At 65.8% G+C, this 15,056-nt stretch carries 11 protein-coding genes; all 11 read left to right on the top strand.

The window, feature by feature from the left end:
- Window positions 1–111 precede the first annotated feature (111 nt).
- The 11 genes from A7G45_RS13205 (at window position 112) to A7G45_RS13255 (ending at window position 15,055) form a co-directional block, all read left to right on the top strand.
- The gene (locus A7G45_RS13205; protein WP_260937600.1) at window positions 112–894 is read left to right on the top strand and encodes an IclR family transcriptional regulator; all 783 of its coding nucleotides are present in this window, start codon (window positions 112–114) and stop codon (window positions 892–894) included.
- Window positions 895–1,134: 240 nt separating this feature from the next.
- The gene (locus A7G45_RS13210; protein ID WP_260937602.1) at window positions 1,135–1,497 is read left to right on the top strand and encodes a bifunctional 3-phenylpropionate/cinnamic acid dioxygenase ferredoxin subunit; all 363 of its coding nucleotides are present in this window, start codon (window positions 1,135–1,137) and stop codon (window positions 1,495–1,497) included.
- Window positions 1,494–2,693 (top strand): NAD(P)/FAD-dependent oxidoreductase, encoded by a 1,200-nt coding sequence (locus A7G45_RS13215; protein ID WP_260937604.1) that lies wholly within the window; start codon window positions 1,494–1,496, stop codon window positions 2,691–2,693. The genes A7G45_RS13210 and A7G45_RS13215 overlap by 4 nt, the downstream gene beginning before the upstream one ends.
- A 55-nt stretch (window positions 2,694–2,748) precedes the next feature.
- Window positions 2,749–3,876 (top strand): aromatic ring-hydroxylating oxygenase subunit alpha, encoded by a 1,128-nt coding sequence (locus A7G45_RS13220; RefSeq protein ID WP_260937606.1) that lies wholly within the window; start codon window positions 2,749–2,751, stop codon window positions 3,874–3,876.
- Window positions 3,877–4,098: 222 nt separating this feature from the next.
- Window positions 4,099–5,463, top strand: coding sequence for an MFS transporter (locus A7G45_RS13225; RefSeq protein WP_260937608.1), 1,365 nt, complete (start codon window positions 4,099–4,101; stop codon window positions 5,461–5,463).
- Between the two features lie 26 nt (window positions 5,464–5,489).
- Window positions 5,490–6,284: a metallophosphoesterase gene (locus A7G45_RS13230; protein ID WP_260937610.1), complete on the top strand. Its 795-nt coding sequence runs from the start codon at window positions 5,490–5,492 to the stop codon at window positions 6,282–6,284.
- 23 nt (window positions 6,285–6,307) lie between these two features.
- Window positions 6,308–8,212, top strand: a complete 1,905-nt coding sequence (locus A7G45_RS13235; RefSeq protein WP_260937611.1) for a putative nucleotidyltransferase substrate binding domain-containing protein — start codon at window positions 6,308–6,310, stop codon at window positions 8,210–8,212.
- A 308-nt stretch (window positions 8,213–8,520) separates the two neighbouring features.
- Window positions 8,521–10,011, top strand: a complete 1,491-nt coding sequence (locus A7G45_RS13240) for an aldehyde dehydrogenase family protein (protein ID WP_260937613.1) — start codon at window positions 8,521–8,523, stop codon at window positions 10,009–10,011.
- Window positions 10,012–10,023: 12 nt separating this feature from the next.
- Window positions 10,024–11,544 carry an APC family permease gene (locus A7G45_RS13245; protein WP_260937615.1) on the top strand — a complete coding sequence of 507 codons (1,521 nt, stop codon included), beginning with the start codon at window positions 10,024–10,026 and terminating at the stop codon, window positions 11,542–11,544.
- A 51-nt stretch (window positions 11,545–11,595) separates the two neighbouring features.
- Window positions 11,596–13,182, top strand: a complete 1,587-nt coding sequence (locus A7G45_RS13250; RefSeq protein WP_260937617.1) for a GMC family oxidoreductase — start codon at window positions 11,596–11,598, stop codon at window positions 13,180–13,182.
- A 19-nt stretch (window positions 13,183–13,201) separates the two neighbouring features.
- Window positions 13,202–15,055 carry a putative nucleotidyltransferase substrate binding domain-containing protein gene (locus tag A7G45_RS13255; RefSeq protein ID WP_260937619.1) on the top strand — a complete coding sequence of 618 codons (1,854 nt, stop codon included), beginning with the start codon at window positions 13,202–13,204 and terminating at the stop codon, window positions 15,053–15,055.
- Window position 15,056: the final 1 nt, after the last annotated feature.

Here is a 15,056-nt window from a genome sequence, read left to right on the forward strand (position 1 = left end):
CAATTGATATACCAAGAATATGGGGAGCATCGGCCAGCGGTCAATTTGTTGCTGCCGAACTGTAGGGATCGAGCGCACCAAACCTGTGCACTATGTGGGTATCGTTGCGTAATGAGCAACAGCGCGGTTGATTCTGGCAACGGCGGCGTACAGTCCGTCGACCGCGCGCTGTACGTCTTGGAACTCCTGGCGCGCCGCGGCGAAGCCGGAGTCACCGAGTTGGCGTCGGACATCGGCGTGCACAAGTCGACGGTCTCGCGCCTACTCGCGGCGCTCGAGGATCGTGAACTCGTCGAGCAGGCTTTTGAGCGCGGCAAGTATCGACTCGGATTCGGCATCCTGCGGCTGGCCAACGCGGTCTCGGGCCGGCTCGATGTCACCCGGCAGGGGCGCGAAATCTGCGAGCGGCTGGCGCTCGAGGTCGGTGAGACCGTCAATATCGCGGTACTGCGCTCGGAGTACGCGGTGAACGTGGACCAGGCCCGCGGACCCTCCGCTATCAGTACCCACAACTGGGTGGGCGAGCTCACCCCGTTGCACGCGACGTCGAGCGGCAAGGTGTTGCTGGCCTTCATGGCGGCGGATGCCCGCCGGGACCTGTTGGCGGCGGCAGGGCTGCCGCGGTTCACCGAGCACACCATCACTTCGGTGGAGCAGCTGGAAGCGCAGTTGCAGGACGTGCCCACCAACGGTTACGTGGTGTCGCTGGAGGAGCTCGAACATGGGCTCAATGCGGTCGCCGCGCCGATTCGCGACCACATCGGTGGGGTGATCGCGGCGCTGAGCGTCTCCGGCCCGGCATATCGACTCACTGTGGAGCGGGCTCTCGAGATAGCGCCGATGGTGGTCGCGGCGGCTGACGACGTCAGTCGCCGCATGGGCTACCGACACTGAGCGCGACCCCCCTGGCGGCATACCTGCGTAACACGGCGCCGGCTCGGCGCAAATCCGGTTGACGTGGGCTTTTGCGGGGAGGGTGGGCAATTGGCGGCTCCCGTCAAGAGGTAGTTGATAACTCTCTGTAAACGGTGCCGTTCTCTCTTGACAGCGGCCTGTGACTGCCACCACACTGTTGCATATTACGAATTGTGTTGCGCCAGACGCGTCAAACTCTTTGAGAGGGGCACACACCTGATGCTCGAGATCTGTCCGCTCTCCGACCTCCCACCCGGCGAGGCCCGGCGGGTGGAATCCGACCCGCCCATCGCGGTCTTCCACACCGAGGACGGCGAGGTGTTCGCCATCGACGACACCTGTTCACATCAGGACGCATCGCTGGCCGACGGCTGGCTGGAGGGGTGCGACGTCGAGTGCCCGCTGCACGCCTCGCGGTTCAATCTCCGCACCGGAGCGGTCGACGCGCCGCCGGCCAAGCTGCCGGTCCGCACGCACACCGTCGTGATCTCCGACGGCGTCATCCACGTCGAACTGAGCACCGAGAAGCCCAACCTGCCGCCGGACATCCGCGCTCGACTCGGCGCAGCGGGGCAGCCGTGAAGCACGTCGCGATCGTGGGGGCGTCGCTCGCGGGCCTGTCCGCCGCGCGGGCACTGCGGGCGCAGGGCTTCGACGGGCAGCTGACCGTCATCGGCGACGAGGCACAGCGGCCCTACGACCGCCCGCCGCTGTCGAAGGAATTCCTCCTCGGCAACGTGTCCGAAGCCGATCTCGCCCTGGAATCCGATGACGACGATCTGCAGGTGGACTGGCGCTTGGGAGTTGGCGCGGCCAAGCTCGACAGTGGCTGTGGCGCAATCGAACTCGCGGACGGGACGCGCATCGACGCCGACGGCGTGGTGATCGCGACCGGCTCCCACGCCCGCCGCTGGCCGGGCTGCGAGGACATGGCCGGCGTGCACGTGATCCGCACCATCGCCGACGCCGTGGCGTTGCGCGAAGAGCTGGTTCCGGGCGCTCAGCTGGTTGTGATCGGGGCCGGATTCATCGGCGCCGAAGTCGCCTCGACAGCCCGCAAGCTGGGCCTGGATGTCACCGTCGTCGAGGCCGCGCCCACCCCGTTGCAGATGCAGCTCGGCGGGTGGCTCGGCGGTGTGGTCGCCGGCGCACACGCCGCCAACGGAACGAAATTGATCTGCGGTGTCGGAGTCGCCGGACTCGTCGGTGAGAAACGGGCACTGCGCGTCCCCGGCGGCGTCGGGCGGGTGACCGGCGTCGACCTCGCTGACGGACGCCACCTGCCGGCCGACGTCGTCGTCGTGGGTATCGGCGGTGTGGCCAACATCGACTGGCTGCACGGAAGCGGTCTGGAGCTGGGTAACGGCGTGCTCTGCGGCGCCAACGGGCAGACGGCCCTGCCGAACGTCGTCGCCGTCGGAGACTGTGCGGCCTGGCTCGACACCACCACCAACGCGCGGCACCGCGTCGAGCACTGGACCGGTGCGCTCGAGCGTCCGGCGCTGGCCGTCGCCTCGTTGCTGGCGGGGGGTACCCATCAGGAGGCGACGGTGAAGGCGCCGTACTTCTGGTCCGATCAGTACGGTTCCCGCATTCAGTTCGCCGGCCTCGCCCGTCCTGACGACGAGATCACCATCGAGGAAGGCAGCTGCGAGGACCGGTGCCTGCTGGCCACGTATCGCCGCGGCGGCCGCCTGGTCGCGGTCCTCGGTATTGATCAGCCCCGGCTGTTCACCCGGTGGCGCCGCCAGCTGGTCCCCACGCCCGTCGCGGTCTAGACCGATGTTATTGCAGCCCAACAAAACTCACGACCTGACACCGCAAAGGAGTTCGATGACCGCCACCGTGCCGAGCCTGCCGGAAAGCCTGATTTCCACTCTGGCAGGGCATTACTACACCGATCCGGAGGTATTCGCCCTCGAGCAGGAGAAGATCTTCGAGACCATGTGGTTCTGCGTTGTGCGCGCCGCGGATCTGGATAAGCCCGGCGCGTTCAAGACCGTCCAGGTCGGCCGCGAAAGCGTTCTGGTGACCAGGTCGCGCAAGGGCGATGTCAACGCGTTCTTCAACGTGTGCCGTCATCGCGGTGCGCAGCTGTGCACCGAGGACAGCGGCGAGGTCAAGCGCGCGTTCCAATGTCCTTATCACGCATGGACTTACGATCTCGACGGCAAGCTCGTCGCCGCGCCGAACCTGACCAAGATGCCCGACGTCGACCGCGTCGAGTACGGCCTGCGCAAGATTTCGGTCCGGGAGTGGCTCGGCTATGTCTGGGTGTGCCTGGCCGACGAGCCGCCGTCGTTCGAAGACACCGTCATGCAGGAGATCGTCGATCGACTCGGCGATGTCGAGTCGATCGACCACTACACCGTGGCCAATCTGAGCCTCGGTCGCCGCATCGTCTACGACGTCAAGGCCAACTGGAAGCTCATCATCGAGAACTTCATGGAGTGCTACCACTGCGCCACCATCCACCCGGAACTCACCGAGGTGCTGCCGGAGTTCGCCGACGGCTACGCCGCCCAGTTCTACGTCGGCCACGGCGCGGAGTTCGGCGCCGACATCGCCGGCTTCACCATCGATGGCTCGGAGGGATTCGAGCACATCCCCGGGGTCACCGAGGACCAGGACCGCCGTTACTACGCGATCACGGTACGCCCGCAGGTGTTCGTCAACCTGGTGCCCGACCACGTCATCATCCACCGGATGTTCCCGATGTCGGCAGACCACACCATCGTCGAATGCGACTGGCTGTACCTGCCCGGCGTCGTCGAATCCGGGCGCGACGTGAGCAAGTCGGTGGAACTGTTCCACCGCGTCAACCAACAGGACTTCGACGCGTGCGAGCGGTGCCAGCCCGCCATGAGTTCACGTGTCTACCGCGATGGCGGTGTGCTGGTACCCAGCGAACACCACCTCGGACATTTCCATGATTGGTTGCGCAACAAGCTCGCCGACTGATGCGGACATTCGGCTCCCGGCAACCGGCCGGGCGTCGAATACTCGCGGAGTCGGCGCGGTGTCCCGGCCCGCCGGGCCTGGAGAGGCGGCCTGGCGGGCCGGGACACCACACCACCCCAACGCTGTGCAGGGCGACGAGGCGCTCGACTTCTGCTATTGGCCGAACCCGTCGATCAAAGGAGTAACGATGGCCTACACACTGATCCCTGAGGAGCATGTGCCATGTCCGTGAGCGAAGGCGCTGAGAGAACATTCTCCGACGACCCGGCCGTGCTGGCGCGTAAGCGCCGGTTCATGACGCGGATGATCGTCGTGTTGGTCGGCGGCATGTTCCTTGATGGCTACATCCTGGGCAGCATCGGTCCGGTCACGCACACCATCGAGCTGGACCCCCGGTTTACCACCGTCTGGATCGGGCTGGAGGCCGCCTCGGCGATGTTCGGCATTCTCATCGGCTCGCCTTTGGGTGGGTGGCTGGCCGATAAGTTCGGCCGTAAGCCGATTCTGTTCTGGGATCTGGCGCTATTCACGGCCTTTTCGGCTTTCCAGTTCTTCGTCGACGGACCTGAACAGCTTTTCGCCGTTCGTCTGTTGATGGGCCTGGCCGTCGGCATCGAGTACGCGGTCGGCTTGCCGATGCTGGCGGAGTTCGCGCCGACCCATCTCCGCGGCAAACTGTTGGCCCTGACCCTGGTCGCCTGGTACGGCGGTTTCATGATCGCGTTCGTCATCGGCTATTTCATGGACCAGGCCGGTGTGGATTGGCGGGTCACGCTGGGCAGTACGACGTTCATCGCTGCCGCGCTGCTGATCGGCCGGCTCGGGTTGCCCGAGTCGCCGCGCTGGTTGTGGGCAAAGGGCAGGACCGAAGAGGCGCACGGGCTGGTCGTCGAGTATCTGGACACCGCGTACCAGACCGACATGGTGAAAGCCGCTGCGGGCGGCGCGAAGGGCAGTTTCAAGATGCTGTTCTCGCCGGCGGTGTGGCGCTCGACGGTCTTCATGTCCGTGTTCTGGACCTGCGCGGTGACACCGTACTTCGCCATCGCGACCTTCGCCGACGGCCTGCTGGGCGATATCGGCATGAAGGGCCTGATGCGCGGAGTGGTTCTCTCAGTCGTCGCCTGGTTGGGCGTGATCTTCACGATGTTCATGATCGATCGGTGGGGGCGCCGCACGATGACCGTTCCGACCCAGTGGATCGCAGGCGGTCTGCTGGTCGCCATCGCCGTCCTCGGCAGCTTCGTGCTTCCGGTGGAGCAGGTCGGTGTGATGTCGATGCTGATGTTGGCGCTGTTCCTGGCGTACTCGTTCGTCAACGCGATGTACACCGCGTTTACTCAAATCTATCCTGCGGAGGTCTTCCCGACCGAGGTCCGGGCGATCGGTACCGGGTTCGCGGCGGCGATCAGCCGCCTCGGTGCTGCTGCGGGTCTGTTCCTGATCCCGCTCTCGATGAAGCACCTCGGTTTCACCTGGACCATGGTCTTCGCGGGAATCATCGCCTTCGCCGGCGCGATCGTGTCGCAGATCCTGGCCCCGGAGACCAGCGGCAAGTCGCTGAGCGAGTTGGACATGAGCCACTGAGCGCTCACAAGGGAAAAGTGACGTCGATGCCCATCCGGGTGGCCGTGATCGGTGATGTCGGTGGGCACATCGAGGAGTTGCGGCGCGAGCTGCGGTCTCTCGGCGTCTCCGAAACCGGTGTGCTGCCAGACGATCTGGTTGTGATCCAGGTGGGGGATCTGGTGCACCGCGGCCCCGACTCTGAAGGGGTCGTTCGTCTGGTCCAGTACTACCTGGATGCTTATCCAGGGCAGTGGATTCAGCTCGTCGGCAATCACGAGGCGCTGTATCTGCGGCCGAACAGTTTTCTGTGGGGGGATCGGATCGGCTACCTGGAACAGCGCATCCTGAGGAAGTGGTGGGCTGACGGCAAGCTGCATGCGGCAGTTGCCATCGAGACCGGGGAAGAGGATTTCCTGGTGACGCACGCCGGGGTCACCGAGCAGTTCTGGCGCGAGCACCTGCTGGCCCCCCGCACCGCGCGGCAGGCCGCGCGCCGAATCAACAGCCTGGCCCGCACGGGATGCCCGACGTTCTACGGCGGCGGCGCGATGCTCGGCCCGCCGAATCCGATGGCGGGCCCGTTATGGGCCAGCCGCACTGATGAGCTGGTTCCCGGTTGGGAAGGCACGACGCTTCCGTTCAGTCAGGTACACGGGCACAGTGGCTCGCACGGTGAATCCGACCACCCCGCAACCACCTACGACGGGCGGTTGCATCATGAGCAGACGCGCTTCCCGGGTGGTCGTCTCATCGGCATCGACCCCGGCCACCTCGCCGAAGCGAACCCGATGTGGGGCGCCTTCGTCGTCACGACCGGCTCCCGGCCGACCGTCGCGTGAGCGACTCCTGAGAGGACCGCGGTATGTCGACCGAGACCGAACTGGCTGAGTTGGCCGAATTGGCCGAACTGCTGGCGCAATGCGCGCCGTTCGATTCGCTGAGTCCGGCCGATCGGGCCGGCGCGGTGGCCACGGCGCGCATCGAGGAGTACCAGCCGGGCGACCTCATCCTGGATGCCTTCGCCACGATGCCGACGGCAATCGGGTTGGTGATGTCGGGCGAGATCAACCTCTGGTTCGATCCGGAACGCATCGGTCAGGGGCCTGCCGACAAGTTCGCCCGTGGCACCCCGATCGGGTTCACCGCTCTGCTGGCCGGACAGTCGGTGGGTCCGCGGATCGAGGCCAAGACCAAGGTGGTCGTCGCACACCTGCCGTCCGACATCGTCATTCCGGCGTTCGAGTCCCGCAGCGGCACACGTTTCCTGGCTGAGCAGATCGCGCACGTGCGTGGGCTCACTGCCACCGCGCCCCGATACACGCTGTTGTCCGACCTGGTCTACCGAGACCCGCTCGTCGTGCGGGCCGACGAGTCGGTGACGGCGCTTGCAGCGCGCATGACCGAACTGGGCCTGCCGTACGCCGCAGTCGAGACGGGTACCGGCCAGTTCGGCTTGGTGACCGATGAAGCCTTGCGCCGCAAGATAATTGGTGAGGGTCTACCGCGGGAATCGCCTGCGGACGCCGTGATGGACTATCCCGCGATCACCGCAGCGGCGAGTATGTCGTCGGCTGATGCCCTGATCATGCTGCTTGATTACGGTGTCTCGTTCCTGCTCGTCACCGGCGACGACGGCCGCCTGAAAGGAGCGGTGGGCGAGCGTGACTTCATGCTCGCGCCCACCACCGCCGGTGTCAGCTTGAACGCACAGATCCGGCAGGCCCACAGCATCGACGCTCTGGTCACGTACGCGCGTCGGGTCCCGGCCATGCTTGCCGACATCCTGGCGCGCGGCCTGACGGCCGATCGGGTGATCGCCGTGTATTCGGCGCTGATCGCCTCGATCACCCGGCGCGCGATCTTCCTGGTCTTCGACCACGAGGAGTTCAACGATCTGTCGATCGATGCCTTCACCTGGCTCTCGCTCGGTAGCACCGGTCGGCGGGAAGCGGTGCCGTCGTCCGATGTCGATGCCGCGGTGACTTTCGAGGACTCGTACGAGGACCAGATCCCGCGCTACCGCGAAGCATTCAGCGTCGTCGGGGACGTGCTCCAGCTCTGTGGCATCGGTGTCGACGATCACCATGCGTTTCCCTCGCACACGGGGTTCTCGCGTACCGATTCGCAGTGGCGGGAGGCAGCACAAGGTTGGCTCACCAATCCCCAGCAGAACCAGGGCACCATCATGGCCTCGCTGCTGGTGGACGCCCGGCCGATCTTCGGCGACCCGGCACTGCCGGAGCCCGCGCGCGTCTTCCGCGACTTCAATCGGCATCCGGCGACAGTTGAACTGCTGCTTCAGGATTCGCTCTCCCGGCGCGCTCGTCTGCTCTCGGTGCGGGACCGGATCATCGGGCGCGACGAGAAGTTCGACATCAAAGGCCGCGGATTGCTGCCGATCGTCAACATCGCCAGATGGGCCTCGCTCAGCGCCGGTTCTCCGGAGCTGCACACTGTCGACAGACTGCGCGTCGGCGCGGGGTCAGAAGTGCTCACCGACCGTTCCGCGAGCCGGCTGATCGAAGCGTTCGACGCACTCCAACTGCTCCGGCTGGAACACCAGTTGCGCCAGATCGATGCGGGTCAGCGTCCCGACGACATCATCGACCTGGACGAGCTCTCACCCATCGACCGCAGCACCATCGAGCAGACCGTCAAGGAGATCGCCGACGTGCAGCGCCGCATGGGACGCGTCGCGCACATGAATTCGGGTGCCGCACTTGTCAGACGCGGCCAGCCGGGGGCGACGTCGAGGAAGACCAAATGAGGTCACCCGTATTCAGGGCGACAGACCCCAAAAAATTGGTCAGATAAACGATCTCAATCCCGCGCGGCGCTGATCAACCGATGATATATTAGTTGACGACAGTGCTGGGGCATGTGGCCTCGGCCGTAGTCCGGGTCTCATTGCGGAGGCCAGGCTGCCTCCGGCACGGATACGGAAGCGAGCGGCGATGCCAAGAGTGAATCGCAGGGCCGTTGCGGCCGAAAATGCCATGGGCGTCAAGGGTTTCGAGTACGGTCGCCGCCGGGTGGCGTGTCGCCCGGGTCATTGCTGTTAGTCGAGGAGGCAACGTGGACGGTACACCGGCCCTGCTCATCGGATCGCAGTGGCGGCATGCCGCTGACGGCGGTGTCCGGGAGATCATCAATCCCGCCACGGGCAAGGTTTTCGCCACTGTTGACGAGGCCACCCACGACGATGCGCTGGCGGCCGTTGCCGCGGCCAGGGCGGCGTTCGACGCCGGTGCCTGGCCGGCCACTCCGGTCGCCGAGCGCGCCGCACTTCTCCATCGCATCGCCGATCTACTGGCCCGGGACAAGGAGTCGTTGTCGGCGGTGGAGACCGCCGACACCGGAAAAACCTTGGCGGAGAGCCGGATCGACATCGATGACGTGATCTCGGTGTTCCGCTACTACGCCAACCTGGTGGCAACGCAGTCAGACCGGCTGGTCGACGTGGGTGACCCGGCTGTCATCAGCCGGGTGGTGCGCGAGCCCATCGGGGTGTGCGTGCTGATCGCCCCATGGAACTATCCGTTGCTGCAGATCTCCTGGAAGATCGCGCCGGCTCTGGCGGCCGGTTGCACCATGGTGGCCAAACCCAGTGAAGTGACACCGCTTTCGACCATCGCCTTCGTCCGGCTGGCCCAGGAGGCGGGGGTGCCCCCGGGCGTGCTCAACTTGATCCAGGGCAGTGGGGCCGCCGTGGGCGCCGCCCTCACCGACAACCCCGACGTCGACCTCATCTCGTTCACCGGCGGGCTGAGCACCGGCCAGCACATCGCCAGGACTGCCGCCGCGCACGTGACCAAGGTGGCGCTGGAACTCGGCGGGAAGAACCCGCACATCGTGTTCGCCGATGCGGACTGGGAAAGCTCGGTGGACCAGGTCCTCACCGGCGTGTTCCTGCACTCGGGTCAGGTGTGTTCGGCAGGCACCCGGGTGATCATCGAAGAGTCGATCGCCGACGATTTCGTCGCACAACTCGCCGAACGGGCCGAGAAGATCCGGATGGGCGACGGTACCGACCCGCGCAGCGAGACCGGACCGCTGGTGTCCAAGCAACAGCTGGACAAGATGGAATCGTTTGTGGCCCTAGGTGTTTCCGAGGGGGCAAAGCTCGTCACCGGCGGTTGCCGGCCCAGCGATCCAGCGCTGGCGGATGGCTACTTCTTCCTGCCGACGATCTTCGACCGCTGCGACCGCTCGATGCGGATCGTCACGGAGGAGACCTTCGGACCGATCATGACGGTGGAGCGGTTCACCGACGAGGCCGAGGCGATCATGCTCGGCAACGACACGCAGTACGGTCTCGCGGCGGGGGTCCGAACCTCCGATCCAGCGCGGGGCGAACGTGTGGTGCGCGCATTGCGGCACGGCACGGTGTGGTTGAACGACTTCGGCTACTACACCGCGGCAGCGGAGTGGGGCGGTTTCGGGAAGTCGGGCAACGGTCGTGAGCTCGGACCGTCGGGTCTCGCGGAATATCAAGAGCTCAAACATATCTGGCACAACACCGCGCCGAAGCCTGCGGGCTGGTTTGACGCTGCCAGCGAAGCCTAGGGACACGACAACATGACGCAGAACCTGACTGATGCGGACAGCGGCGGACTCGAAGATTTCGGCTACAAGGAGTCGCTGGACCGCAGCATCGGAAAATTCGCGAGCTTCGCGGCCGGGGTCAGCTATATCTCGATCCTGACCGGTACCTTCCAGCTGTTCTACGTCGGCTATGGCAACGGCGGACCGGCCTATCTCTGGTCCTGGCCCATGGTCTTCATCGGGCAGATGGCAGTGGCGTTGTGTTTCATGGAACTCGCCGCCAAGTATCCGGTCGCGGGTTCCGTCTACAACTGGTCGAAGAAGCTGGGCAGCCGCATCGTGGGCTGGAGTTCGGGGTGGCTGATGTTGACGGCCTCCATCGTCACGCTGTCGGCGGTGGTACTGGCCCTACAGCTGAACCTGCCCCGGCTCTGGAGCGGTTTCCAGGTGATCGGTGACGGCACCGGTCAGTACGATTTCGCCGCCAACGCCATTCTGCTCGGCACCGTTCTCATCGTGTTCACCACCGTCGTCAATGCCTTCGGCGTGCGGCTCATGGCGATGATCAACAGCGCCGGCGTTTTCATCGAACTCATTGCGGCCGTGCTCATTGCGGTCATCCTGCTGTTCAACATCAAGCGCGGACCAAGCGTGTTCTTCGATACCCAGGGCCACGGCGCCGGCCTGCCCGGCGGATATTTCGGCGCATTCCTGGTGGCGTCGGTGGCGTCGCTGTATGTGATGTACGGGTTCGACACGGCAAGCTCGCTCGGCGAGGAGACAGTCGAACCCCGTCGCACCGCACCCAAGGCCATCCTGCGCGCCATCCTGGCCTCGTTCGTGATCGGCGGCGCCATCCTCGCGGGCGCCATCATGGCCACGCCCGACCTCAACGACCCTGCGCTGGGCAGTGCCGACGGCAGCTTGCAGTCCATCGTCGAGAAGGTGATGTGGGGTCCGTTGGGGACCATCTTCCTGATCTGCATCGTGGTGGCGGTGACGGTGTGTTCGTTGGCTGTGCACACCGCTGCGATCCGGCTGACCTTCGCGATGGCCCGCGACAACGCGCTGCCGTTCGGTGAGAGGCTCGCCAAGGTCCACCCCAAGACCCAGGCGCCGGTGGTACCGGCCGTCGTGATCGGCATCATCGCGGCACTGATCCTCGTGGTCAACCTCGGGCAGCCCAAGGTGTTCACGGTGCTGACCTCGATCGCGATCATCATGATCTACCTGGCCTACCTGATGGTCACCGGTCCGCTCCTCAAGAAGCGCCTGCAGGGGCAGTGGCCGCCGAGAGACCTGAAGGAAGGCGGCTATTTCACGATGGGCAAATGGGGCCTGCCGGTCAACATCTTCGCGGTGCTGTGGGGCGTCGCGATGGCGATCAACCTGGCCTGGCCGCGCGTCGCCATCTATGGCGACCCGTGGTACAACACCTGGGGCGCGTTCGTGTACATCGGCGTCATCCTCGGACTGGGCCTGGTCTGGTATTTCATCAAGGGCCGCAACCACATTGGCACTCTTGCCTCCCATTCGGCGCTCACCGACGAATGACCCACTGAGTCGATCCCCTTCTGCCTGAACAATTTTCGAGGAGTTCGCATCATGTCCGACCAGACTTTCGACTATGTGATCGCCGGTGGCGGCACCGCCGGCTGTGTCGTCGCGGCGCGCCTGTCCGAGGACCCGGACGTCACGGTATGTCTGGTGGAAGCAGGTCCGAGCGACGTCGACGATCCGAACATCCTGGTCCTCAACCAGTGGATGCACCTGCTGGACTCCGGCTACGACTGGGACTACCCGGTCGAGCCGCAGGAGAAAGGCAACAGCTTCATGCGGCACGCCCGCGCGAAGGTGCTCGGTGGGTGTTCGTCGCACAACTCCTGTATCGCGTTCTGGCCACTGGCCCAGGGCCTGCGGGACTGGGAGGCTATGGGCGCTACCGGATGGGGTCCCGAGGGCGTGCTGCCGTTCACGGCGAAGGTAGAGAACAACACCGCGACCGGCACGTATCAGGGTGTGCCGCACGGTGACTCGGGGCCGGTTCGGCTGCGGGACGTACCGCCGAACGATCCGTGCGGTCAGGCCGTGATCGACGCGGCCGCCAAGGTGGGTCTCGAGACCGTGCAGTTCAACCGCGACGACTGGAATCTCAATGCGGCCGGCTGGCTGCAGATCAATGCCAACGAGGCCGGCGAGCGCATGTCCAGTTCGCACGCGTACCTGCACCCCATCCTGGAGTCGCGGCCCAACCTCACGGTGCTGACCAACAGCTGGGTGGCCGAGATCCTGTTCGACGACTCGGGGGACGAGCCGGTGGCGACGGGCATCCGGTACCAGCGTCCCGACCTCACCGGCTACGACGTCGTCCACGCCACCCGTGAGGTGGTCGTCACCGCCGGCGCCATCGATACTCCGAAGCTGCTGATGCTGTCCGGAATCGGGCCGGCGGACCACCTGAACGAAGTCGGGGTCCCGGTGCGCGTCGACTCTCCCGGGGTCGGCGAGAACCTCGACGACCACGTCGAGGGCCTGGTGTTCTGGGAAGCGGCGAAGCCGATGGTCACCGACTCCACCCAGTGGTGGGAGATCGGGCTGTTCGCCACCACCGAGGTCGCCGGGGACAACCCCGATCACTCGGACCTGATGATGCACTACGGCAGCGTCCCGTTCGACATGAACACCCTGCGGCACGGGTATCCCACGACTGACAACGGGTTCTGCCTGACTCCCAATGTGACGCAGGGGCTTTCACGCGGAACGGTGCGGCTGGCCTCCCGTGACTTCCGGGACCGGGCCAAGGTCGACCCGCGCTACTTCACCGACCCGGAGGGGCACGACGAGAAGGTGATGCTCGCCGGAATCAGGCTGGCCCGCAAGATCGCCGAGCAGGAACCGCTGCAGGAGTGGATCGGCCGTGAGCTCGCGCCCGGACCGGACGTACAGACCGACGAGGAGCTGCTCGCGTACATCTACAAGACGCACAACACCGTGTACCACCCGGCCGGCACAGCGCGGATGGGTGCGGTGGACGACCCGATGGCGGTGCTCGATCCACAGTTGCGCGTCAAGGGTGTGCGCAACCTGCGGGTGGTGGATGCCTCGGCGATGCCGAAGCTGCCCGTGGTGAATCCGAACATCACCGTGATGACCATGGCGGAGAAATGCGTCGATCTCCTTCGTACGACCTGACGTGGGGCACGATGTCGGGGTGACCGCATCTCCCGCATCGGCTCCGGAGCTGGTGGAGTTCCTCCGTGCGCATCCGCCGTTCCAGACGGCCAGCGACACCGAGTTGCTCGAGTTGGTGGCGCAGTCGACCGTGGAGCCGTACCCGACCGGAGCGGTCATCGCGGATTTCTCCCGCCACGTCCCCGATGACATCTGGATGGTCCTCACCGGTTCGGTGAACCTGCAGGAGGTGGGCGGGGCAGGTAGTGGGCAGGTGTTCGACACCATCGAGCCCGGCGGCATCTTCGGCTACGTTCCGATGCTCACCGGCGGTGGAGTCGAATTCCTCGCCCGCGCAATAGAATCCACGGCAGCGTTGCGGCTGCGCGGTGAGCTGGTGCGCGCGCAGTTCGCCAAGCCCGCGGGGCTGCGGTTTCTGGCCTCATCCGCGGCGCCGACGCCGCAGGTGCCTGCGGCCCGCGCCGCCGATTCGCGATCGGTCAGCGAATTGGTGCGCGGTGACGTACTGATCGTCGACCCGGGCGTATCGGTGCGCGACGCCGTCGTGCAGATGAGCGAGCAGCGGGTGTCGTACGCGCTGATCCGGCTGCGCGAGGGCGGTGTCGGGATCTTCACCGACCGTGATCTTCGGTCTCGGGTCGTCGCAGCGGGGCTACCGGTCGATGTGCCGATCACCGAGGTGATGAGTGCGCCGGCCCAAACGGTGACCGCCGACCGTACCGCCGAGACGGTGCTGTTCGACATGCTGGAGCGCGGCATGCGTCATATGCCGGTGATGTCGCCACGCGGTGAAGTGCTGGGCGTCCTGGAGGACGTCGACCTGCTGGCCGCCTCTGCCCGCCAGAGCTTCGTGTTGCGCCGGGCGATCGCCCAGGCGCCCGACGCCGCCGCGTTGCAGCGGCACGGCCGCGAGGTGACCCAGATCGCGGTCGATCTGTTCCGCACCGGGACGAAGGCGTCGGCCGCGAGCAGCATCTCGTCGATCGTGCTGGATGCGTTGGTGCGCAAGGCATTGGAACTCGCTCTGGCTGAAGCGGGACCCGGGCCGACGCAGGATCAGTTCGCCTGGCTCACGCTGGGCAGCATCGCCCGCCGGGAGGCCATGCCGTCCTCGGATGTGGACAGTGCGCTGAGTTGGAGTGACAGCTGCGATGCCGAATGCGCGCAGTTGCGTTCCATCGCGGCCCGGGCGCACGCCATCCTCGACGGCTGCGGTCTACCGGCCGACAGCAACGGCGCGATCGCCTCGCACAAGGCGTTCGCGCGGTCGGCCTCGGACTGGGTGCAGGCCGCCGAGGGCTGGCTCGATGATCCGTTGCGCGGCAAGGGATTGATCCTGTCCTCACTGCTGATCGACGGCCGCGTGGTGTGGGGCAACCGGGCGTTACACACCGTGCCCACGGTCTTCCGCCGGATGCGTGACGAACATCCGAACGCCCTGCGCCTGCAACTGCTGGATGCGCTGTCCGGCAAGGTGCGCGCGTGGTCCCTGCGCGATGTCCTGTCGCGGCGCGGAGGCACCTTCGACCTGAAGACGCATGCGGTGACGCCGATCGTCAACCTGGCCCGGTGGGGTGGCCTCACCGCTGACATGACCTCGGCGTCGACTCCTGCCCGGCTCGCGGCGGCGGCGAGCACCGGTGCGCTGACGGAACGTGATTCCCGAACTCTCACAGAAGTTTTCGTCATGCTGCAACGCATGCGGTTGACGCATCAGGTCGAGCTGATCGCCGACGGGCGCACCCCGAACGACGTGGTCACCGTCGGCGATCTGTCCCCGCTCAACCGGAGTCTGCTCGGTGATGGTTTGCGCGAGATCGCCGCGGTTCAGCGGCGGGCACGGCAATCGGGGACGCATCCCGGATTGCGCTGAG

The organism is Mycolicibacterium llatzerense (genome assembly GCF_025331195.1).
Classification (GTDB): Bacteria; Actinomycetota; Actinomycetes; order Mycobacteriales; family Mycobacteriaceae; genus Mycobacterium; species Mycobacterium llatzerense.

What these genes read in the sequence shown, in the direction of transcription:
- A7G45_RS13205 (WP_260937600.1), top strand. Translation starts at nt 112, where the DNA reads ATGAGCAACAGCGCGGTTGATTCTGGCAACGGCGGCGTACAGTCCGTC.
- A7G45_RS13210 (WP_260937602.1), top strand. Translation starts at nt 1,135, where the DNA reads ATGCTCGAGATCTGTCCGCTCTCCGACCTCCCACCCGGCGAGGCCCGG.
- A7G45_RS13220 (WP_260937606.1), top strand. Translation starts at nt 2,749, where the DNA reads ATGACCGCCACCGTGCCGAGCCTGCCGGAAAGCCTGATTTCCACTCTG.
- A7G45_RS13225 (WP_260937608.1), top strand. Translation starts at nt 4,099, where the DNA reads ATGTCCGTGAGCGAAGGCGCTGAGAGAACATTCTCCGACGACCCGGCC.
- A7G45_RS13230 (WP_260937610.1), top strand. Translation starts at nt 5,490, where the DNA reads ATGCCCATCCGGGTGGCCGTGATCGGTGATGTCGGTGGGCACATCGAG.
- A7G45_RS13235 (WP_260937611.1), top strand. Translation starts at nt 6,308, where the DNA reads ATGTCGACCGAGACCGAACTGGCTGAGTTGGCCGAATTGGCCGAACTG.
- A7G45_RS13245 (WP_260937615.1), top strand. Translation starts at nt 10,024, where the DNA reads ATGACGCAGAACCTGACTGATGCGGACAGCGGCGGACTCGAAGATTTC.
- A7G45_RS13250 (WP_260937617.1), top strand. Translation starts at nt 11,596, where the DNA reads ATGTCCGACCAGACTTTCGACTATGTGATCGCCGGTGGCGGCACCGCC.